This window comes from Mesorhizobium sp. MC2-1-1 (assembly GCF_057597255.1).
Genome location: NZ_CP195205.1, coordinates 734,242 through 755,538 on the forward strand (window position 1 = coordinate 734,242; position 21,297 = coordinate 755,538).

Annotated in this window: 22 protein-coding genes; 10 read left to right on the forward strand and 12 right to left on the reverse strand. The window is 64.5% G+C overall.

Annotation, left to right across the window (positions count from 1 at the left end; translation table 11 throughout):
- The first annotated feature begins 153 nt into the window (after window positions 1-153).
- From ACR64R_RS03440 to gmk, 5 genes are all read left to right on the forward strand, one after another.
- Complete coding sequence (locus ACR64R_RS03440; RefSeq protein WP_006203723.1) at window positions 154-390, forward strand: acyl carrier protein; 237 nt, start codon at window positions 154-156, stop codon at window positions 388-390.
- Window positions 391-424: 34 nt separating this feature from the next.
- Window positions 425-1,687 carry a beta-ketoacyl-ACP synthase II gene (gene fabF, locus ACR64R_RS03445; RefSeq protein WP_487360291.1) on the forward strand — a complete coding sequence of 421 codons (1,263 nt, stop codon included), beginning with the start codon at window positions 425-427 and terminating at the stop codon, window positions 1,685-1,687.
- Window positions 1,688-1,853: 166 nt separating this feature from the next.
- Window positions 1,854-3,101: an endolytic transglycosylase MltG gene (gene mltG, locus ACR64R_RS03450; RefSeq protein ID WP_487360292.1), complete on the forward strand. Its 1,248-nt coding sequence runs from the start codon at window positions 1,854-1,856 to the stop codon at window positions 3,099-3,101.
- A gap of 235 nt (window positions 3,102-3,336) precedes the next feature.
- Entirely contained in the window at window positions 3,337-4,227 is an 891-nt protein-coding gene (locus ACR64R_RS03455; RefSeq protein WP_487360293.1) for a YicC/YloC family endoribonuclease, read from the forward strand.
- Window positions 4,228-4,232: 5 nt separating this feature from the next.
- The gene (gmk, locus tag ACR64R_RS03460) at window positions 4,233-4,907 is read left to right on the forward strand and encodes a guanylate kinase (RefSeq protein ID WP_487360294.1); all 675 of its coding nucleotides are present in this window, start codon (window positions 4,233-4,235) and stop codon (window positions 4,905-4,907) included.
- Between the two features lie 40 nt (window positions 4,908-4,947).
- Here the strand turns inward: gmk and ACR64R_RS03465 are convergent, their stop codons facing one another.
- From ACR64R_RS03465 to lptF, 9 genes are all read right to left on the reverse strand, one after another.
- Window positions 4,948-5,241 carry a type II toxin-antitoxin system RelE/ParE family toxin gene (locus tag ACR64R_RS03465; RefSeq protein WP_487360295.1) on the reverse strand — a complete coding sequence of 98 codons (294 nt, stop codon included), beginning with the start codon at window positions 5,239-5,241 and terminating at the stop codon, window positions 4,948-4,950.
- Window positions 5,238-5,546 (reverse strand): type II toxin-antitoxin system RelB/DinJ family antitoxin, encoded by a 309-nt coding sequence (locus ACR64R_RS03470; RefSeq protein ID WP_487360296.1) that lies wholly within the window; start codon window positions 5,544-5,546, stop codon window positions 5,238-5,240. Before ACR64R_RS03470 ends, ACR64R_RS03465 begins: the two co-directional genes overlap by 4 nt.
- Before the next feature lie 50 nt (window positions 5,547-5,596).
- On the reverse strand, window positions 5,597-5,905 hold the full coding sequence (locus ACR64R_RS03475; RefSeq protein WP_487360297.1) for a DUF1330 domain-containing protein: 309 nt from the start codon (window positions 5,903-5,905) through the stop codon (window positions 5,597-5,599).
- A 71-nt stretch (window positions 5,906-5,976) separates the two neighbouring features.
- Entirely contained in the window at window positions 5,977-6,822 is an 846-nt protein-coding gene (rsmA, locus tag ACR64R_RS03480) for a 16S rRNA (adenine(1518)-N(6)/adenine(1519)-N(6))-dimethyltransferase RsmA (protein WP_487360298.1), read from the reverse strand.
- Between the two features lie 7 nt (window positions 6,823-6,829).
- The gene (gene pdxA, locus ACR64R_RS03485; RefSeq protein ID WP_487362367.1) at window positions 6,830-7,858 is read right to left on the reverse strand and encodes a 4-hydroxythreonine-4-phosphate dehydrogenase PdxA; all 1,029 of its coding nucleotides are present in this window, start codon (window positions 7,856-7,858) and stop codon (window positions 6,830-6,832) included.
- Between the two features lie 200 nt (window positions 7,859-8,058).
- Window positions 8,059-8,982 carry a SurA N-terminal domain-containing protein gene (locus tag ACR64R_RS03490; protein ID WP_487360299.1) on the reverse strand — a complete coding sequence of 308 codons (924 nt, stop codon included), beginning with the start codon at window positions 8,980-8,982 and terminating at the stop codon, window positions 8,059-8,061.
- Between the two features lie 222 nt (window positions 8,983-9,204).
- Window positions 9,205-11,610 carry an LPS-assembly protein LptD gene (locus ACR64R_RS03495; protein ID WP_487360300.1) on the reverse strand — a complete coding sequence of 802 codons (2,406 nt, stop codon included), beginning with the start codon at window positions 11,608-11,610 and terminating at the stop codon, window positions 9,205-9,207.
- Window positions 11,610-12,692, reverse strand: coding sequence for an LPS export ABC transporter permease LptG (gene lptG, locus ACR64R_RS03500; protein WP_487360301.1), 1,083 nt, complete (start codon window positions 12,690-12,692; stop codon window positions 11,610-11,612). The genes ACR64R_RS03495 and lptG overlap by 1 nt, the downstream gene beginning before the upstream one ends.
- Window positions 12,693-12,694: 2 nt before the next feature.
- Window positions 12,695-13,894, reverse strand: a complete 1,200-nt coding sequence (gene lptF, locus ACR64R_RS03505) for an LPS export ABC transporter permease LptF (RefSeq protein WP_487360302.1) — start codon at window positions 13,892-13,894, stop codon at window positions 12,695-12,697.
- 377 nt (window positions 13,895-14,271) lie between these two features.
- On the opposite strand from lptF, the gene ACR64R_RS03510 reads away from it, so the two are divergent.
- Together ACR64R_RS03510 and ACR64R_RS03515 are read left to right on the forward strand one after the other, a co-directional pair.
- Window positions 14,272-15,798, forward strand: a complete 1,527-nt coding sequence (locus ACR64R_RS03510) for a leucyl aminopeptidase (RefSeq protein ID WP_487360303.1) — start codon at window positions 14,272-14,274, stop codon at window positions 15,796-15,798.
- 3 nt (window positions 15,799-15,801) lie between these two features.
- Entirely contained in the window at window positions 15,802-16,251 is a 450-nt protein-coding gene (locus ACR64R_RS03515; RefSeq protein ID WP_487360304.1) for a DNA polymerase III subunit chi, read from the forward strand.
- Between the two features lie 68 nt (window positions 16,252-16,319).
- Here ACR64R_RS03515 and ACR64R_RS03520 read toward each other — a convergent pair whose 3' ends face one another.
- The 3 genes from ACR64R_RS03520 to ACR64R_RS03530 all read right to left on the reverse strand — a co-directional run bounded on the left by ACR64R_RS03520 (window position 16,320) and on the right by ACR64R_RS03530 (window position 18,963).
- Window positions 16,320-17,396: a glycosyltransferase family 2 protein gene (locus ACR64R_RS03520; RefSeq protein ID WP_487360305.1), complete on the reverse strand. Its 1,077-nt coding sequence runs from the start codon at window positions 17,394-17,396 to the stop codon at window positions 16,320-16,322.
- Between the two features lie 5 nt (window positions 17,397-17,401).
- Complete coding sequence (locus ACR64R_RS03525; RefSeq protein WP_487360306.1) at window positions 17,402-18,319, reverse strand: lysylphosphatidylglycerol synthase domain-containing protein; 918 nt, start codon at window positions 18,317-18,319, stop codon at window positions 17,402-17,404.
- A 170-nt stretch (window positions 18,320-18,489) separates the two neighbouring features.
- Window positions 18,490-18,963, reverse strand: coding sequence for a carboxymuconolactone decarboxylase family protein (locus ACR64R_RS03530; RefSeq protein ID WP_487360307.1), 474 nt, complete (start codon window positions 18,961-18,963; stop codon window positions 18,490-18,492).
- Window positions 18,964-19,047: 84 nt separating this feature from the next.
- On the opposite strand from ACR64R_RS03530, the gene ACR64R_RS03535 reads away from it, so the two are divergent.
- Genes ACR64R_RS03535 through ACR64R_RS03545 form a run of 3 tightly spaced genes read left to right on the forward strand, consistent with a single transcriptional unit; the run spans window position 19,048 to window position 21,288 of the window.
- Complete coding sequence (locus ACR64R_RS03535; protein WP_487360308.1) at window positions 19,048-19,719, forward strand: TetR/AcrR family transcriptional regulator; 672 nt, start codon at window positions 19,048-19,050, stop codon at window positions 19,717-19,719.
- Window positions 19,720-19,751: 32 nt separating this feature from the next.
- Window positions 19,752-20,381, forward strand: a complete 630-nt coding sequence (locus ACR64R_RS03540) for a hypothetical protein (RefSeq protein WP_487360309.1) — start codon at window positions 19,752-19,754, stop codon at window positions 20,379-20,381.
- A gap of 58 nt (window positions 20,382-20,439) precedes the next feature.
- Entirely contained in the window at window positions 20,440-21,288 is an 849-nt protein-coding gene (locus ACR64R_RS03545) for a 23S rRNA (adenine(2030)-N(6))-methyltransferase RlmJ (RefSeq protein WP_487360310.1), read from the forward strand.
- The last annotated feature ends 9 nt before the right edge of the window (window positions 21,289-21,297 follow it).

The following is a 21,297-nucleotide window of genomic DNA, read 5'->3' on the forward strand; positions in this document are numbered from 1 at the left end:
TCGCCATTTTTCGTGTAATGCGGCCCGCAACCCGGCGGTTCGGGCAAAAACCGGTCCTGCGCTTTGCGTAGCCCGCAAGACCATCTTTCAGCTTGATTAGCGGCATTCCGCCCGCTAACGAAGACAGACAACATAAGACGAGGATTGCCCCAAATGAGTGACACCGCAGAGCGCGTCAAGAAGATCGTCATCGAGCATCTGGGCGTCGATGCCGACAAGGTGACGGAGCAGGCCAGCTTCATCGACGATCTGGGCGCGGACAGCCTCGACACGGTCGAACTCGTCATGGCGTTCGAAGAAGAGTTCGGCGTCGAGATTCCGGACGATGCCGCTGAGACCATCCTCACCGTCGGCGATGCCGTGAAGTATATCGACAAGGCCTCGGCCTGAGTTCTTTCGCAGGCATCACCGGGGAGGACCTGCGATGAGGCGTGTCGTCGTCACGGGCCTTGGCCTGCTTTCGCCGTTTGGCATGGGCTTCGAGCACAGCTGGCGGGAATTGCTCTCCGGCCGCAGCGCTTGCCGCAGCGTCACCGAGTTCGAGGTGGACGATCTTGCCTGCAAGATCGCCCACATCATCCCGCGCGGCGACGGCTCGAACGGCACCTTCAATCCGGAGGCCGTGCTCGAGCCCAAGGAACTGCGCAAGATCGGCGAGTTCATTCTTTACGGCATCGCGGCCGCCGACGAGGCGCTGGCCGATTCCGGCTGGAAGCCCGAGACATATAAGGACCAGTGTGCCACCGGTGTCCTGATCGGCTCGGGCATCGGCGGCATCGACGGCATTGCCGAAAACGCGATGATCCTGAAGGAACGCGGCCCACGCCGCATCAGCCCGTTCTTCATCCCTGGACAGATCATCAACCTGGTCTCGGGTCAGGTCTCCATCCGCCACGGCCTGAAGGGGCCGAACCATGCGGTTGTCACCGCCTGCTCGACCGGCGCGCACGCCATTGGCGACGCTGCCCGGCTGATCATGTGGGGCGATGCCGACGTGATGCTGGCCGGCGGCGCCGAGGCGCCGATCACCAGGCTGTCGATTGCCGGCTTCGCCGCCTGTCGCGCGCTGTCCACCGAGCGCAATGACAGCCCCGAAACGGCTTCACGCCCGTATGACCGCGACCGCGATGGCTTCGTCATGGGTGAGGGCGCGGGCGTGGTCGTGCTGGAAGAGCTGGAGCATGCCAAGGCGCGCGGCGCCAAGATCTACGCCGAGGTCACCGGCTATGGCTTGACCGGCGATGCCCACCATATCACCGCGCCGGCCGAAGACGGCGATGGCGCATACCGTTGCATGACGGCGGCGCTGAACCGGGCGAGGCTTTCGCCGGCCGACGTCGATTACATCAATGCCCACGGTACCTCGACCATGGCCGACACGATCGAGCTCGGCGCGGTCGAGCGGCTGGTCGGCAACGCCGCCTCGAAGATTTCGATGTCGTCGACAAAGTCGTCGATCGGCCATCTGCTGGGAGCCGCCGGCGCCGCGGAAGCGATCTTCTCGATCCTTGCCATCCGCGACAACGTCGCCCCCGCAACCATCAATCTCGACAATCCCGAACGCGAGACGGCCATCGATCTCGTGCCGAACAAGCCGCGCCAGCGCCAGATCGACGTAGCGCTGTCGAACTCGTTCGGTTTCGGCGGCACCAACGCCTCGCTCGTGTTCCAGCGGTATGGTGGCTGAAAAGCCGGCCGGAGCGATTCCAGGAAAGTGCGCATCGATTTTCCGTCCAGGATTGCTCAGAGACAGACAGCATAATCGGCAGTCCCGCCACCTGCCGTCATTTTTGCCAAATTCTCCCCTAGCCTTCGGCCGGGGGATTCGTTGCGAGATGAGACGGTAGGGCGCTATGAATACAAATCCGGGCGGCGGGGAATTCGGACAGCGTCAGACGCAAGGACCGATCGTGCCCAAGACAGCCGCCGAAGCCCTGCGACCCGAAGCGGGGACACCGCCGCCGTCGAAGCGTTCGCGCGCCTCGCGCAGCCAGGTCGTGGTGTTCCTGAATTTCTTCCTCTCCGTGGCGATCCTTGTCGTGCTCGCCTCGGGCGCTGCGCTCTATTTCGGCATGCAGGCCTTCGTCGAGCCCGGCCCGTCCGCCAATGGCGATACCTTCATGATCAAGCCGAACACCGGCGTGCAAGAGATCGCCGATCAGCTGGAGCGGCGCAGCCTGATCAGCGACGCCCGCATCTTCCGGCTCGGCGTGCGCGCCACCGGCAATGAATCGGCCCTGAAGGCGGGTGAATACGCAATCAAGCCGCGCGCTTCGATGCGCGACATCATGGAGCTCTTCAAGAGCGGCAAATCGGTGATGTACTCGCTCACCATTCCCGAAGGGCTGACGGTAGAGCAGGCGCTCCAGCGCGTTGCCGACCAGGAGGCGCTGACCGGCGACATGCCGAAGACCTTGCCGCCGGAGGGCAGCATTGCCACCGACACGCTGCGTTTCACCCGCGGCGCCACCCGCCAGCAGATGGTCGACAAGCTTGTCGCCGACCAGAAGAAGCTGGTCGAGGACGTCTGGTCGCATCGCGCGCCCGACCTGCCGATCGCCAACATCGATGATTTCATCACGCTGGCCTCGATCGTCGAGAAGGAAACGGGCAGGAGTGACGAGCGCTCGCGCGTTGCCGCCGTCTTCCTGAACCGCCTGGCCAAGGGCATGCGGCTGCAGTCCGATCCGACCATCATCTACGGCCTGTTCGGCGGCAAGGGGAAGCCGGCAGACCGGCCGATCTACCAGTCCGACCTCGACAAGCAGACGCCTTACAACACCTACCTGATCAAGGGCTTGCCGCCGACGCCGATCGCCAATCCGGGGCGCGCGGCGCTCGAAGCGGTCGCCAATCCGTCGAAGACCGACGATCTCTATTTCGTCGCCGACGGCAATGGCGGACACGTCTTTGCCGCGACGCTGGAGGAGCACAACCAGAACGTCGCCCGCTATCGGGCGCTGCAGAAGAAGCAGGCCGACGCCGCCGCCAAGGCTTCCGGCCAGACGACGGCGCCGGCCATCCCCGACAGCAGCGCCGACGGCAATGCCGCCGCTGATGGCGGCGAGAACGGCGATGCCGGAGGCGACGCCGCGCAGTAGGCTCGAACAATGCCGCACCGTAAGCGCGGCGGTGTCGGGACAATGACATTCCTTGGATAAGGCCATGCAGCGCCTCGCCTGGATCCGTTCGGCGGGATGCGTTGGTCTCGCCGCGTGCGTCCTTTGACGCGACGCCATATTCATGTTTTGAGGGGGCACCGGCTTCGACCGGCTTTTTGAGGCGCATAGCGCCGGGCCATGTACGCTGGCCCGCCACAGGGGGATGACAGGCACGATGAACCTGCAAAGCATGACCGGTTTCGCGCGGTCCACCGCCGAAAGCGACGGCACCTCGATTGCCTGGGAGGTGAAATCGGTGAACGGCAAGAGCGCCGAGGTGAGGCTGAGGCTGCCGCAAGGTTTCGACCGGCTGGAGACTGCCGTTCGGCAGACCGTTCAGAAGCGTTTCGCGCGCGGCAACTTCCAGGCGACGCTGACCGTCGGCCGCGCCGCGGCCAGGCAGGCCCAGCCGGTGGTCAACGAGGCATTCCTCAAGGACCTGGCAGGGTTGGCGAAACGCTTGCAGGAACAGTTCGGCACCGAACCCGCGACGGCAGACGGCCTGCTCTCCCTGCGCGGCGTGCTCGACATCCCCGAAGCAGTCGAGACCGAGGAGGAGCGCGCCGTTCTCGATGCATCGATCCTGTCGGCGCTCGAGGCGGCGCTTGCCGGCCTTGAACAGGCCCGCCACAGCGAAGGCGTGGCGCTGGGCGCGCTGCTTTCAGCGCATATCGACGCCATCGAGACGCTGACGCTGAAAGCCGAAGCCGACCCGTCGCGCGAGCCCGCCGCAATCCGCGAGCGCATCGCAGAGCAGGTGCGTGTCCTGATGGATGCCTCGGCCAATCTCGATGCTGTCCGCCTGCATCAGGAGGCAGCCTTCCTCGCCACCAAGGCCGACATACGCGAGGAGATCGACCGGCTGAAGACGCATGTCGCTTCAGCGCGATCGCTGCTCAAAAGCGGTGGCGCCATTGGCCGCAAGCTCGATTTTCTTGCTCAGGAATTCAACCGCGAATCGAATACCTTATGCTCCAAGTCGAACGCCGCCGCGGTCACCGCGATCGGGCTGGAGCTCAAGGCGGTGGTCGACCAGTTTCGCGAACAGGTCCAGAATCTGGAGTGACGGGTATGGTTGCCAAGGAGCCGACGGCTGCCAGGGATCTGGGGTCCCGCATCCGCCGCCGCGGATTGATGCTGGTGCTGTCGTCGCCGTCGGGCGCCGGCAAGTCGACGATCGCGCGCAATCTTCTGGAAAGCGATCCAAGCCTCGAGCTTTCGGTGTCCGTCACCACGAGGCCGCGACGCGGTTCGGAGATCGAAGGCGTCCACTATCATTTCCGCACCATGCGAGAATTCGAGCGGTTGCGCGATTCCGACGCGCTGCTCGAATGGGCGGAGGTTCACGGCAATTGCTATGCGACGCCGCGCGAACCGGCGGAGGTCGCGCTGGCCGAAGGCCGCGACATGCTGTTCGACATCGACTGGCAGGGCGCCCAGCAGCTCAAGGAGAAGATGCGCGCCGACATCGTCTCGATCTTCATCCTGCCGCCGTCGATGAAGGAATTGAAGGCGCGCCTGAAGCGTCGCGCCGAGGACCAGGAATCCGTCATCGAGACGAGGCTGAAGAACGCCCGCCTCGAAATCGAGCATTGGAAGGAATACGACTTCGTCATCGTCAACGATGATCTCGATCGCGCCTTCGCCGAGGTCCGGGCCATCGTCGCCGCCGAGCGCCTGCGCCGCGACAGGCGGCCCGGGCTGTTCGATTTCATTTCCGCGTTGCTGGACGAGAAGACGGGGTGAGGCAGGCGCCGCTGCGTTGCCAAGCCGATAAGAAATCGGATCAACTGGCCGGCAGATCGTCTGGCCACTGCTGTGCCCCGTGAAGCACACGCAGGATTCGAACCCTGCCCTGGGTCAGTTGATAGGCTGCGACATATGGCGTGCCAACGATGACAAGCTCTCGTGTGCCTGGAAGTCTGCCGGTCCGGCCACTCTCGGGAAAGTCTTGAAGGTGGCTGACGGCGGTGACAATCCGCTCATCGACCGCGATCGCGGCGACAGGGTTGTCAGCCTCGATATGTGTGAATATCTCATCGCGATCGGAAAGCGCGAAGGCCGACCATACGATCTTCAAGACTTGGGCTCGTCGGCCTTGTGACGCGCCGCAGCGCGTCTTTCAGCGAAATGCGCCTCGACCTGATCATCAGGAATGTCAGGCCGGGTGTCGCCAAGTGCCTCGCGCACTTTGGCGCGAAACCACGCATCGTAAGCCTCGCTGTTTGCGACGAGATCAATCGGCAGCGCACCTTCGTTGGCGGTTCGGGTGAGCAGTATCCGTACCGCATCCGAGACTGTCAGCCCCATGTTTTCGAGCACTGCGGAAGCCCGATCCCGAATATCGGCGTCGATACGCGTCTGAACAAGTGCGTTCGCTGGCATGGCAATCTCCTTTGCCATGAATGTAATGCGTTTGAATGACGAGCGCTACCCTACCTATCATGCGCGTCACAACCCAACCCATCGACCAGGATGAGGTTGCGGCTGAGCGCGGCATCGCGAACCTCCAGCGCCGCCGCATACTCGTCGGAGCGATACCAGCGGCGCGCGGTCTCGATGTCGGGAAATTCAACGACGATCAGTGGTCTGGGTTGCCAGTCGCCTTCCAGCGTCTCCACGTCGCCGCCCCGGGCCAGATAGCGGCCGCCATGCGTGGCGATGGAGGCTGCGGCGCGGGTTCGATAGGCTTCGAACGCTTCCCGGTCGCGGATCGTAACGTCGGAAATGATATAGGCAGGCATTGCAGGCTCCAGGCGGTTTCGCCCGGCTATCTATGGCGCCGTTTTGTGGGTTCCAGTGGTGGCGCCGGCGGTCAAACCGCGTTGGTCAGCCGGACAAACTCTTCTACGCTGAGAGTTTCCGCCCGCCGCGTCGGGTCGATGCCGGCGCGTGTCAGCAACGCCTCGCCGCCCAGGCTCTTCACGCTTTGCCTGAGCATCTTCCGGCGCTGGCCGAAGGCCGCCTCGGTGACGCGGCCGAGCTTTCTGCCGTCGACGGGCAGGGGAGACGGGCGCGGCACCAGATGCACCACTGAGGAGGTGACCTTCGGCGGCGGCGTGAAAGCCTGTGGCGGCACGTCGAAAGCGATCCTCGCCTCGGTCCGCCAGCCGGCCAGAACGCCGAGCCGGCCATAGGCGTCGCTGCCCGGATCCGCCGTGATGCGCTCCGCCACCTCGCGCTGGAACATCAGCGTCATCGACCGGTAGAAGGGCGGCCAGTCAGCCACCGTCAGCCAGCGGATCAGAAGCTCGGTGCCGATATTGTAGGGCAGATTGGCGACGATCTTCACCGCCCCGCCATTCGCCTTGCCGGCAAGTGCTGCAAAATCGGTCTTGAGCGCGTCGCCGGCAATGACCTCCAGACGGTCGGGATAATGGTTGGAAACCTCGGCCAACGCTTCAAGGCAGCGCTCGTCGCGCTCGATGGCGATCACGCGTCGCGCCCCGTTGAACAGCAACGCCCGCGTCAGCCCGCCAGGGCCAGGGCCGACCTCGATCACCGTCGCTTCGCCAAGATCGCCGGCCGCGCGGGCGATCTTGCCAGTCAGGTTGAGGTCGAGCAGGAAATTCTGCCCGAGCGCCTTCTTGGCCTGCAGCCCATGCCGCTCGATCACCTCGCGTAGCGGCGGCAATCCGTCGATCGTGACGCGCCCGTTCAACGGAGCCTCACGCGGCCGCGGCTTGGCGGTCGCTATCGGCCAGCCGGCGCGCCAGCTTCAGCGCCGCGATCAGGCTGTCGGCGCGCGCGATGCCCTTTCCGGCTATGTCGAAGGCGGTACCGTGGTCGGGAGAGGTGCGCACGAAGGGCAGCCCCAGCGTCACGTTGACCGCTTCGTCGAAAGCGAGCGTCTTTGCCGGGATCAGCGCCTGGTCGTGATACATGCACAGCGCCGCGTCATAGGAGGCGCGGGCGCGCGGATGGAACATCGTATCGGCCGGCAGCGGTCCGACCGCGTCGATGCCCTCGGCCTGGAGCGCCTTCACGGCCGGGAGAACGATCGACAGATCCTCCAGACCGATCGCGCCGCCTTCGCCGGCATGCGGGTTGAGCCCGGCGATGGCGAGCCTCGGCCGCGCGATGCCGAAGCGGCACTTGAGATCATTGGCGGTGACGCGCGCCGTGGCGACGATCAGTTCCGTGGTGAGCACCTTCGGCACTTCGGCCAGGGGAATGTGGATGGTGACCGGCACGGCGCGCAATTCGGGTCCGGCCAGCAGCATCACCGGCGTCACCGCCCTGCCGGTGTGGCGCGAGGCCAGGTGCGCCAGATACTCGGTGTGGCCCGGAAAGCCGAAGCCCGCGTCGTAGAGCGGCTTCTTGGCGATCGGGCAGGTGACCACAGCGGCGGCGCGGCCGGCGAGACAGTCGTCGACAGCGCGGTCGATGGCTTCGATGGTGCCGGCGGCATTGGCCGGGTCCGGCTTTCCAGGGAGGTCGACATGGCGCGCATGGAGCGGCACGATGGGAAGCGCGCGGGCAAAACGATGCGCCGCCTGCTCCGGCAACGTCTCGGCAATCGTCACGTTTGCGCCGATACGGCGGGCGCGGGATTCGACCAGGGCGGGGTCGGCGATGAGATAGAAAGGCGGCACGCCGGCGCTGTCGCCCGCCTGCCAGGCGGCGATGGCTATCTCGGGTCCGATGCCCGAAGGGTCGCCGACACTGAGCGCCAGCGGCGCGTCGGGCTTCTTCATACTCATGCGAGTCCGCGGACCAGGCGGTTCATGCCGCGACGGAAGGCGGACTTTCTGCGGTGTCGAGGCACGCGTCGGACCCTGCCGCTCCATCCTTTGTTCTGACGCAATCCCGGAGGGAAAGAACCGCGCCACTCCTTTCCGGAATTGCTCATCAGCGTGATGCCGAAAGGCTCTATCCGACCGGAAGTCACCCGGCTCTAGCGTTCGACGATCTTGGCCTTCTGGCGCAGCTCGTCGACATATTTCTTGCTGAGCGCGTCGGCGTCCTTGTCGTTGCCGCCCTCGGCCTGGAACACCATCTGCGCGGCTTTGTCGTCGGAAACCTCGCGCGACGAGCAGATGCCGATGAATTCCACGCCGCGCTCGGTCTCGCGGGTCGGCGTCGCGCCGCCGACCTTGGTCGCCTTGATCTGCTCGGCCCAGTCCGACGGCAATTGCGGTGCCAGCACGCGGCCAAGATCGCGCACCGTGACGTCGAGCAGGCCCTTGGCGAATTCGCGCGTGGTGGTGCAGCCGCTGAAGCGGGCGCGCATTGCGTCGGCCTCGCGCTTGCGCTTGGCGAGCGTGGCGGCGCGCTCCGATGCCGGCACCACGAAGATCACCTGTTGCAACATGTATTCGGTGGCGGTCGGCTTGGCGCCGCCCTTGTCGAGCATGCGCCGCACGGCGTCCTGCTCGGTCACCGAGCCGCCTTCGCCGGAGCGGTAGCGCGCGCCGAGCGCCTGGTTCCAGGCCATCTGGGCGCGGATGAATTCCTTGAAATGCTCCTTGGTGACGCCCGACTGCGTCATGATCGCGTCGAGCTTCGCCAGCGGCATCTTGTTGCCCGAGGCGAAGCGCTGGTAGGCGGCTTCGACCTGCTGGTCGGTGATGCGGATGCCGAGCCGCTTGGCCTCGGCCAGCCGCAGCGTCTGGTCGATCATCTCTTGCTTGGCGTCGCCCTTCTTGTGCTGCAGCTTGAAGAAGGCCGCACGGTGGGCGATGTCGCCGGAGGTGATCGGAATGCCATTGACGACGTACTTGATCTCCGCGGCGAAAGCAGGCTGCACGACAGCCGAGACCGAAACCGAAGCCGCCGCCACCAGAAGCGCCAATCCTGCCGAAAACAGGTATTTCCTCATCTTATCTTCCCAGTTTTTCCGCCCCAATTTCGTCGGCGCGACATCGCCGCACATCCTCCAAACGCCTGCGCGATGCAGTCGCCCCCCATGCCCATCCTATGCGGCGAAACGATGTCGCCAGCGCATGGCCCCGAGAATCCAGTGCATTTTCGGGGGCTCACGCTCCAAATCAAGTCCAAGGCACCATCGGCGCCCGGCTCGCAGGCCACGCGCCGGCCTCGGTTACTGGATGGTATCGACCGCGCTGGTCGACGAGCCGAAATCGCCCAGCGTGCGGAACGACAGGTTGAAGCCGATATTCTGCGACACTTCCTTGGTGATGGTATCGCGTGTCTGCGAATAGGTCATGATGTAGGTGAAGCAGGAATCGTTGTATGCGAAGCCTACCCCGTCCTTGACCAGCACGTTGCTCCGGATGTCGTAGGTCCCGGTGCCGAAGAGCCGCCAATTCTGCGCCAGATGCGTCGAGGCGCCAAGCGTGACTTCATGGCGGTCGGTGGTGAAGCCGTAAAGAGGCTGCGCCTCGATGAAGGCGTATTTGGCGCTGAGCGATATCGGCAGGCTGGAATAGGCCGCCTTCACTTCGGCGCGCCTGACCTCGAAGGTCTGTTCGTCGAAACGCCCACTCAGCGAGCCGGAGAAACCGCTCGGGCTGTTGAAGCCGACCAGGCCGACATAGTCCGAGGTCTGCTTGTCCAGGCCGGATTGGGCTCCGACATTGACGAGATCGGGAGCGGCGAAAGAGTTCAGGCCCGCGAGCTGATAGGATTGGCCGAAGATGGCGTTGGTGGCCCAGCCATTGTCATAGGCACCCGAATAGCGGAAGCCGACATTGGCGCGCGTGCCGCCTTCTATACGATCATAGCCCGAGAATTTGTCGCGCTCGAACAGCGTGGTGGCGTCGAAGACGAAGCTCTGCGCGTCCTCGTTGGGGACGGCCAGCCCGCCGACATATTGTTCGTTCGGACGCACGAAGACCTGCGCGGTCGGCTCCAATATATGGCTGGAGCTCGGCATCGAGAACAGCAGCGGCCAACGCGCCTCGAGGCCGAGAGTGGCCATGTAGCGGGCAAGCGAGGAACGCATGTCGACGTTTTCGCCGAGATTCGCGCCCATCTGGTTCACCGCGGCGAGCGAAGCCGAATTGGCGTTGACGTAGCCGGCGTCGCCACGGAAGGCGAGCAGCGGCGTCAGTTGCAGGCCGCCGTCGGTGGTGAAGGTGCGTTTCCATTCGGCCTCGGCGGTGAACCGGCTGGATTGGCCTTCGAGGCCCGGAACACGCAAAACTTTCGAGTTTTCGTCAAATGTTTCATCCAACCGGTCGCGGCTGATGACGCGCGTATTGACGTTGAACGACAACTGGCCGCCCGCCACCGGCATATCGGGGATGTAGGCGTAGTCGAGCGACGGCAGCACCCAAGGCTGCTTGGCCGCGCGCGCCGTCGGATCGCTGGAGAGCGTGTCCTCCTGAACCTCGAATCGCATGGCGCGAACGTCGAAATAGTTGCGGTCGCTCAAGCCCGTCAAATAGATCGACGACTGATGGGCGAGGTCGTTGTACCCGTCGATGTTATAGGTGCGCGAGAAATTCTTGTCGGTCTGCAGCAGCACGTCCCAGCCGAAGTTCCAGCGCTCGTTGATGGCGAACTGGCCCTTGGTGCCCATCATGCCGCGGAATTTGTTCGGGTCGCCGGGCTCGCCCGAATCGACGACGTACCGGTTGCCGGTGCCGATGAACGCGTTCGGATCCTGCTGGTTGATGCCGGCGATCTTCAGCGAGTACTCGCCGTTGTTGAAGCGCTGGCGCCACTCGGCCTCGCCGAGGAAGCCCTGCTTGGTATAGCCGCTGCCGGTGACGGTGAGGTCATAGGTCGGCGAAAGGGCAAAATAATAGGGGACTTTGATGCCGACGCCGAGATGGTTGTTGTAGACGACGCCGGGGATCAGGAAGCCGCTCTTGCGCTTCACGGTCGGGTCGGCGATCTCGAAGGCCGGCAAATAAGCGAGCGGGAAGCCGAAGAACTCGAAATTGGAGTTTTCGAAGCGGACCGTCTTCTTCTCTCCGTTCCAGATGATCTTCCGCGCCTTGATGCGCCAGGTCGGCGCTTTGTCCGGCTTGTCCTCGCAAGGCTCGCAGGCGGTGTAAACGCCATTGTGGAACGTGGTCAGAACGCCGCCCATGCGCTCGGCGCTCTCGGCGGCGAAATAGGCCTTGTCGGTCGTCTCGACGCGCAGAGCGTTGGTGAAGCCGTCGGCGAAGTCGTCGGTGATGTCGATATGTTCGGAATTGACCTTGGTGCCGTCGCTGTTGATCAGCTCGACGGCGCCGCTGGCCACGAGGCGCTTGGTGTCGCGGTTGTACACCACGCGCTGTGCCACGAGCTTGTTTCCGCCATAGTCGATCTGCACACCGCCAACGGCTGTCACCGTATGCTTGTCGTTGTCATAGACAAGCGTATCGGCGGCCAGCAGCATCTGCGTGCCGGAAGGGACCGGCTTGGCAGTCACAGTCTGCGCCAGCGCGGGTGCCAGCGGCACCGCACAGGCGAACAGACATGCCAAGGCGGTCGCCCCATAGAGGCGTGCCAAACCGGCCTGCCTATGGCTGCGCAAAACCGCCTCCCTCACTAGCCGTCTTCCTTGTATAGCAGAAATGTCACCCCAAAGAACATAGCCACGACGACCGGAACCCATGCTGCCACTACCGTAGGCACGAATCCAGCCACACCGAATGCCTTGACCAGTACCGAAACGACATAAAGCAGAAAGCCGGCCACGACGCCACCCAGAATCATCGTTGCCGACTGCCCCATTCGCGCAAATCGCATTGAAACCGTTGCAGCAATCAGCGTCATGGCGACGAGCAGGAAAGGCAGCGCCACCAGCGAATCAAACTGCATGGCGAAGGCATTTGCCTTCAGCCCGAAGGAGCGGGCAACCTCGATCTTGCGCGGCAGCTCGTAGAAGGGGATGGTTTCCGGGCGCGCCAGCCGCTCCTGCACGAATTCCGGCTTGAGGTTGGTCGCCACCTTGTCGGTCGCCAGCGCCTGGATATTGCCCCCCTTGAAGACCTTGACGTCCTGCAGTTCCCAGTAACCGTCGCGCAGGAAGGCCTTGGCCGCATCCTTGCGCTCGGTGATGTTGCCCTGCTGGTCGAGGATGAAGAACACTGCGTCCGCCATCTCCAGGCCCTGATTGAGGATGGCGCGGGCGCCGATGATGGTGTCGCCTGATTCGGTCTTCTGCCTGAGCCACGGCGTGACGTTGGTGGTCACGGCGTTGGACTTGCCGGCCCGCAGGTCGTTCTCCATCTGCTCGGACCAGGAAAAGCCATGCGCGGCGATCGGGTTCATCACTGCCACCGACAACACGCCGAACATCAGCGCGCCGACGCAGCACGGGAACAGGAACTGCCAGGCCGAAACGCCGGCCGAGCGCGCGATCACCAGCTCGTAGCGGCGGTTGAGCGACACCAGCGTCGCCATTGCCGAGAACAGCCCGACGAACGGCACCGTCTGCAGCATGATCATCGGCATCCTGAGCGCCGAAATGGCGAAGGCCGTGCCGTAGGTGAAGCCCGGCAGCCCGGTCGTGCGGCCGGAAAGCTCGGTAAAGTCGATCAGGAACACCAGGGCCAGCAGGCCGAGGAAGAACCAGACGGTGATGGTGACATAGCGGAAGAAGAAATAGCGGCCCAGCGTCCAGCCCATCGTCAGGCTCCCTGGCCGGAAGTGCTGCGCCGGGCAAGCCAGAGCTTCAACGCCGCCCAGCTTTCGCTGACGCGGCTGCCGAGATTTGTCAGCCAGTCGGCCCAGGCGGCGGGCAGTTCCATGCTGCGCGAGGAAACGATGAACCAGATGGAAATCGCCGAGGCGACGATCGGAATGCCATAGAGCAGATAGACATAATACCAGACCTTGTCGGCCTTGCCGGCGGCGAAGAAGCCCAGCCAGCGCACGAATAGCGCAATCGCGATTGCCGTGATCAGCGGATGGATGCGCGCCTCGCGATGCGAGCGGGCATCGCCCGCGACGGCAAGCGCGATCAGCGCGAACACCAGCGAATAGCTCCATTCCGCAAAACGCTGGTTCAACTCGGCCCGGTAGCTGCCCGGCTCGCGCTGGAAGAGCCTGTCGTTGGAATCCGGATTGAGGAGATACGTCGTCGTGCGGTCCTTGGGCAAAAGCGTGATGTCGTTCGCCGCCGACATGAAAGCCGACAGGTCGAAGGCGTAGGACGTGAAGCGGATGACCGAGAGGTCGCCAGTCACCGATTTACGGTTGATGACGCCGTCGTTCATCATCAGCACCTTCTCGTCGCCCTTTTCGACGACGCTGCCGGTCTTGGCGTAATAGGTAAGGCTTGCCCCTTCCTCGCGCGAATCGGCCACGAATATGCCGCCCAGCCGGTTGCCGGGAAGCCGTTCGCCAACCTGCAGGTAGAGGCCCTCGTCGATCTTGCGGAACGTGCCTTCCTGGATGATCAGCGACACGAGGTCGGCGCGCGAGGCCGCGACCAACTGGCGGTTCTTCTGCCTGGCATAGGGGTCGATGGCGTTGTCGACGATGAAGGAAAAGGCGCAGGCAAAAGCCGCGAGCAACAGGATCGGCCTGGCGATCGTCCAGCGCGAGGCGCCGGCGGCGCTTAGCACGGCCAGTTCCGAATCGGTGTTCATCGCGCTCAGCGTCTGCGCCACCGCCACCACCAGGGCGAACGGCACCACGATCGGGATGATCGAGGGGATGATGAGTGCGGCGACTTCGAAGAAGGTCAGTGCCGACTGGCCGTTGTCGGTGACGAGGTCGATCTTGGCCAGCACCTGCGTCGTCCACACGATCGCAAGCGTCCAGATCAGGGCCGCCAGGAACATTCCCACGGCGCGGCGCATGATGTAGCGTTCAACGACCTTCATGAAGGCTTTTCTCGATTTTGCCGAACGGCATCATGCCCGCCGACAAGGTAATCATCCGGCGTCGCGCGCACAACTGGGTCATGGGGCGGCTTGCTCCGGTTTGTCGCCCACACCGCGTTCCCAGGCGCGGCGGAGTGTCCGCGTCAATGGATAAGAAATGCAAAACATCTATGGTTAACAGCAGGTTGCGGCAGCAAGCTAAGATAGTGCCGAGGCGAATCCCTCGTCCATGGTAGCGCTGATATAGACAGCGATTTCGGCCAAAGTCTTGCTAAATGGCTGAAAACGACCAAATGTCGCGCACGCTTGCCGAACCTATCGCTCGCTGAAAATAATCTTTGCCGGCACCTAGCGGCCACCTCCGAAAGCAGGACCTGATGACGTCGAGACCATCCATTTCTTTCGCCAAATTCGCTGCTCCGAAAAAGGGCAGCGTCTTCGTGTTCGCGGCCGACGGCGGCGGACTTGGCGAGGCGGCGAAGGCCTGCGATCCGGCCGGCGCGCTTGCCCGTGCCTTTCCGGTCGCCGATTTCTCCGGCAAATTTGCAAGTTCGGCCGAGGTGCTGGCGCCGGAAGGAACGTCGGTCGATCGGCTGGTGGCGGTCGGCGCCGGCAAGGTTTCAGCCCTCGACGACAATGCCTGGCTGAAGCTCGGTGGCGCGGTTGCCGCATCGCTGCGCAAGGCGACCGAGGTGGCCGTCATCCTCGATCTGCCGGAACTGCAGGCCGATGGCCGCCAGGCGGCGGGCCTTGCCGCCGGCATCCTGCTGCGGAGCTACGCCTTCGACAAATACAAGACCAGGAAAGACAAGGAGGACGGCCAATTTGATCCAAAGGGGGCCGACGCCAGGAAGGCCGAGGCCGCGAAGCCGGCCAGGATAACCATCCATTGCGCCGACCCCGCGGCTGCGAAGAAGGCATTCGTCGGTGAGGAGGCTGTGGTCGACGGCGTCCTGCTTGCGCGCGATCTCGTCAACGAGCCGGCGAACGTGCTGGGGCCGGTCGATTTCGCCGAACGGGTCAAGGAGCTGGAGCAACTCGGCGTCGAGGTCGAGATCCTCGCTGAAAAAGAGATGAGGAAGCTCAGCATGGGCTCGCTGCTCGGCGTCGCGCAAGGCTCGCCGCGCGGCGCCCGCCTTGTGGTGATGCGCTGGAACGGCGGCAAGGCCAAGGAGGCGCCGCTTGCCTTCATCGGCAAGGGTGTCACCTTCGACACCGGCGGTAATTCGATGAAGCCGGCCTCCGGCATGGAAGACATGAAGGGCGACATGGGCGGTGCGGCCGCCGTCACCGGGCTGATGCATGCGCTTGCCGCGCGCAAGGCCAAGGCCAATGTGGTCGGCGTCATCGGCCTGGTCGAGAACGCCGTCGACGGCCACGCGCAGCGCCCGGGCGACATCGTCACCTCGATGTCTGGCCAGACCATCGAGGTGCTCAACACCGATGCCGAAGGCCGCCTCGTGCTCGCCGACGCGCTCTGGTATACGAACGACCGTTTCAAGCCGAAATTCATGGTCAATCTGGCGACGCTCACCGGCGCCATCATGGTGGCGCTCGGCCAGCACTATGCCGGCCTGTTCTCCAACAATGACGAGCTTGCCGGCCGGCTTTTCGGCGCCGGCCAGGCCAGCCAGGAGCGATTGTGGCGTATGCCGCTCGGACCCGAATATGACAAGCTGATCGATTCCAAGAACGCCGATATGAAGAACATCGGCGGCCGCTATGGCGGCGCCATCATCGCCGCGCAGTTCCTGCAGCGCTTCGTCAAGGACACGCCCTGGGCGCATCTCGACATCGCCGGCACCGCGATGGGCGCGCCGTCGAGCGAGATCAACCAGTCATGGGGCTCGGGCTTCGGCGTCAGGCTTCTCGATAGGCTGGTGCGCGATCACTACGAAGGGTAGGGGATGGCCGACATCCTGTTCTACCATTTGACGGAATCGACGCTGGAGGAGGCGCTGCCGGGCCTGCTCGAGCGCAGCGTCGAACGTGGCTGGCGCGCCGTGGTGCAGACCGGAACCGAGGAGCGGCGCGACGCGCTAGACCAGCATCTGTGGGTTTTTCGCGACGATTCCTTCCTCGCGCATGCCACCGACCGCGAGGCCTATCCGGCCGAGCAGCCGATCCTGCTCACCACGGACGAGGGCAACCCGAACGCCGCGCAGATCCGCTTCCTTGTCGACGGCGCCAGCCCACCCGAGCTTTCCGGCTACGAGCGCGCCGTCTTTTTGTTCGACGGCCATGACGCCGCGCAGCTCGAAGCCGCCCGTGGCCATTGGAAGACAATGAAGGAAGCCGGCCACGCCGTGACCTACTGGCAGCAAACGCCCGACCGGCGCTGGGAGCGCAAGGCGTGAACGTCAGTGCCGTACGGTTTGAGGCAGACTCTTATCGAGTTCATCGCCGATGCAGCTGAGCGACAGAATCACCTGCGTCGCGGCTTCGCCTTTTCAATCGCCGGCTTGCTCGGCCATTGCCATCCGTCGCCTTCGCCATGCGCGGGCTGCGGCCGCGCCACATAGGCCAGCGCGCCATTGGCCTCGAGATAGATGCGCGACAGCATCTCGGCCAGCACGCCCGATGTCACCGCCTGCAGCCCGGCGATCACCAGGAAGAAGCCGGTGATGAGCATCGGCCTTGTGCCGATGTCCTGGCCCCAGAAAACCTTGATCGCGAACAGATAGGCCAGGATCAGCGAGCCGATGACGCCGAGCACGATGCCGATGCCGCCGAAGAAGTGGCCGGGACGGGTGCGATAGCGCATGAAGAAGAACATGAAGACGAGGTCGAGCACGACGCGGAAGGTGCGCGAGATGCCGTATTTCGAGTGGCCGTGGATGCGCGCGTGGTGCGTCACCACCTCCTCGGCGATGCGGCGCGGCGTCGTCACCGTCGCCAGCCATGCCGGGATGAAGCGGTGCATCTCGCCATAGAGGCGCACGCTGCGGATCACGCTGCCGCGGAACACTTTCAGGCTGCAGCCATAATCGTTCAGCCGCACGCCGGTGACGCGCGCGATCAGCCTGTTGGCTATGCGCGAGGGCAGGCGCCGCATCCAGAAACCTTCCTGGCGGTTCTTGCGCCAGCCGGCGACGAGGTCGAGATCCTCGGTCAAAAGACGGTAGACCATGCGCGGAATGTCGAAGGGGTCGTTCTGCAGGTCGCCGTCGAGCGTCGCTATGACGTCGCCGCGCGCGGCGTCGAGGCCGGCCTGCATGGCGGCGGTCTGCTTGTAGTTGCGCACCAGCTCCACGCCGTGCACATGCGGCCCGTAATGAGCCGCCAGCCGCCGGATTTCGGCGGGCGTGGCATCGGTGCTGCCGTCGTCGACCAGCACCACTTCCCAGGGCTGGCTGTAATTTTCCATCGCCTGGTGGATGCGCGCGAGCAGCGGCTCGACGTTGTCGGCCTCGTTATACATCGGGATGACGATGGAGAGCTTGTGTTCGGGCATGACGGCGCCCTCGGGCAACCCGGATGCCGGAATGGGAAGCACGTTCATGGCGGTCATTTCCTTGCCGGTCCCGCCGCCGGGGTCTCCGGCAGGGTCGATTTCGAGGGGAACAGCCAGGCGATCGCACCGGTTGCGACCGCCGAGCAGAGGATGAAGAGATGCAGCGCCAGCGCTGCCTGCAGCCCGTCCTTCATGGCGATGCCGGAATAGAGCAATGCCGCGGCGGCGCCCGCCTCATAGGTGCCGAAGCCGGCCACGCCCTGCACCGGCAGGATGGCAGCTGCCTCAGCGCCGACTGCGCCGGGAAAGGCGGCCTGGAACGTGGTGCCAAGCAGCATGGCGAGCAGCCAGCCCTGCACGCCGAGCTTCAACGCCCAGTTCGCGATGGTCCACCACCAGCCATAGCGCGAACGCCCGGTCGCTTCGGTGAAGATGTCTCGCAATTTGCCGAGCTTCGAGACGATCCTCCCTCCCGTCGCCCAGTTGTGCGGCGCGCGCGCCCAGCGCGGCAGGTACCAGGCGGCGGCGATCAGCGCCGCGATGCCGGCAGCCCTGAGCGCCGGGTGCAGGCCCGGCCAGACCAGGCAGGCCAGCACGCCGACGACGAAAGCGTCCTGCAGCCTGAACCACAGCAGCGAAGCGCTGGCGCGCACGATCGAGACGCCGAACACCCGGCGCAGGAGGATCGGGAAGGCCGTCTCGCCGCCGCGAAATGGCACGACGTTGATCATCGCATTGTGGATCAGGATGATGCGCAGCGTGGCGCCGAATCGGCCGTTCACGTCGTCGCGGAACTCGTCGCAGACACGCAGCGCCCGAAGCACATAGGTGACGAACAGCGCCGCCGCCACCGCCACGAAGGCGCCGGGCGTGATGGAGGCGAACGCATCGCCCACCATCTTCCAGCGCTGGTCGCTGGCAAGCCATGCCAGCAGCGCCAGGGTGACGACTATCGATATCGCTCGCTTCAACCAGATCTCCAAAGGCTTCGCCCGCTCGGCGAAGGCTGTTCCTATAGAGCAGCGGCCCCGGCGAATCCACCTGCTCCGTTGAAGCGTCGGCCGGCAGGGAAGACCCCAATGGCTGCAATGAATGGGCGGGCCAACCGCCCGCCCATTCATCGGGCAATAAGCTTTGGGCCTCACTGTCCGCCCATCTCTTTCTTGAACTGGTCGAGATCGACCTGCATGCCGTTGAAGATGGTGCTCCAATGACGCGTCAGCGCCGCCATGGCGACCGCTTCCTGGATCTCCTCGTCGGTGGCGCCGGCATGCCTGGCGTTCTCTGTGTCCGACCAGATGCAGTAGCTGCAGGGGATCTGCGCCGCGACCGCCAGCGAGATCAGCGACTTCTCCTTCGGCGTCAGCGCCGTCTTGTCGCTGAGCTCGATGGCCTTGACCTCGGCCCAGGCGCCGGGCAGACCGGCTTTCGGGAATTGTTTGACGAAGCTCGGCACGCCGCCCATCGTCGCCTGGATGTCCTTGAGGGCGGCGTCGTAGTCGTCGGCCCGGGCAGACGCGGAAGCGAGCGCTGCGGCAAAGGCGACCGCGGCGGCGATGAGCGAGGCGGAACGAAGGCAGGAATGCACGCATGACACGATGCGAATGACTGACATGATGTTCTCCTCTGGTTTTTGCTAGCCTTACGATGTAAGGTATGCGGAAGATGAACCTTACAGTGTAAGTTGTCAAGCACGGACATGGACGCATCGAGCAAGAAAAAGCGAACCCGCGGCAAACTCTCCCGCGAGATGATCGAGGCTGCCGCATTCGAGGTGATCGAGAAGGAAGGGCTGTCCGGTTTTTCGATGCGCAAGCTCGCCGCCAGGCTCGGCTGCGAGGCGATGAGCATCTATCACCACTTTCCCTCGCAGGCGCATCTTTACGAGGCGCTGGTCGACCGGCAGATGAGCGGGCTCGTCATTCCCGACGACAGCCTGCCCTGGCGCGAGCGGGCGCGCATCGGCATGCAGGAGTTCCGTCGTGTCGCCACCGAGCACCCGGCCTTCGCGCCGTTCATCGTCGTCTATCGCATGAACTCGCCGCCCTGCCTGGCAAAGCTCAACGCTATCATCGGCATGTTCGAGGATGGCGGCTTCGGCCCCGAGCTAAGCGCCCGCCTGTTCCGCGCCGCCGGCTACTATCTGATGGGCGCGATCCTCGACGAGACCGCCGGCTACGCCAAGGGGCCTTCGGCGGTCACCACCGTCAGCAGCGAGGAACTGGCGCGCGACTATCCGAGCGTCATGGCGGCCGGCGCCTATTTCGGCGCCGGCAGCTTCGACAAGACGTTCGATCTTGGCCTGGAAATGTTCCTGGACGAGATGGAGCGGCTCCGCGAAGCTGCCCGAAACGAAACCGCCAGAAAGTAGCGGCGATCCCGCCCGAAACGCCAAGGCTTTGAATGCGCTTTCTCTGTATCCTTCTCCTCGTCGCCGGCGCCGCCATCGGCATCTTCTATCCGTGGGCGATGGGCAATTTTTCCGGCCATGCGATCGGCACCTACCGCGTCTATGAGGGCGGTCGCTTCCGGCCGGTTACCGTGCAACTCGCTGCAAGCGATGCGCCGGTGAGGGTACTGGTGGATTTGACCGCGCGGGCCGAGCGGGTCGCCGGCCAGCAGCGCACGGTGCTCACGCTGACCGCGGCGAGCGGCGGCCGCACGGCGCTGGCGTCGGCGCTCTCCTTCAACCACACCGACAATCCGCGCCAGGCGAGCCCGCAACTGCCCGACAAGATCTTCCGCGACGAGGCCGGCGTCATCGAGGCCGTCACGCCCGGAGCATACGTTTTCACCGTCGGCCCGGGCGATGCCGACGGCATCGACATGCGTGCGGTCGATCTCATCCTGCGCGCCGGCACAGGCTCGATAGACGAGCGTGCGCGGCCGGCCGGCTATACGCTGATGGGCGTGGGCCTCGCCGGATTGGTGCTGTCGCTGATCTTCGGCCGCCGCGGCGGAGGCCATCCGCAGAACCCCAATTCGCAGCCGCCTCCGCCGCGGTGGGGCCGCAACGGTTCGCCACCAGCATGATGCCGAAAAATGGGACGCGGTTTTCGGTCGACATCATGGCCTCTGGAGGTAGGAACGCATGAACTATCGTCACGCCTACCACGCCGGCAACTTCGCCGATGTCGTCAAGCATGCCGTGCTCGCGCGCCTCGTGGAATATCTCAAGCAGAAGGATAAGGCCTTCCGCGTCATCGACACCCATGCCGGCATCGGCCGCTATGACCTCGCTTCGGTCGAGGCCGGCAAGACCGGTGAGTGGCAGGGCGGCATCGGCCGGCTGGCCGGGGCCGTGCTCGAGCCAGAAGCGGCGGCGCTTCTGCACCCTTATCTCGAGGCGGTGCGCGCGCAAAATCCCGACGGCGGCCTCAAGCACTATCCCGGTTCGCCGCTGATCGTCCGCCATCTGCTGCGACATCAGGATCGGCTGACCGCGATCGAACTGCATCCGAAAGATGCCGCGCGGCTGAAATCCGTCTTCGCAGGGGACTTTCAGACAAGGGTAATCGAACTCGATGGCTGGCTGGCTCTGGGGGCGCAGCTGCCGCCGAAGGAAAAGCGCGGCCTCGTCCTCATCGATCCGCCCTTCGAGGAGGAGGGCGAGTTCTCCCGCCTCGTCGAAGGGCTGCTGAAGGCGCATCGGCGCTGGCCGGGCGGGATATACGCGCTCTGGTATCCGATCAAGGATCGCAAGGCGGTGACCGCTTTCCGCACCGCGCTGAAAGAGGCCGGCATTCAGAAGCTGCTCGACATTGCCTTCGAGGTCCGGCCCGCCTCGGACGAGCCCAGTCTCGACGGCAGCGGGCTGGTGGTGGTCAATCCGCCCTACACGCTGGAAGGTGAATTGAAGATCCTCTTGCCCGCCCTCCACAAGGCGCTCGCCGTCCGGCAGCCGTCGCGCTGGACGCTCGACTGGCTGGCGGGCGAGTAGGGCGCCGGC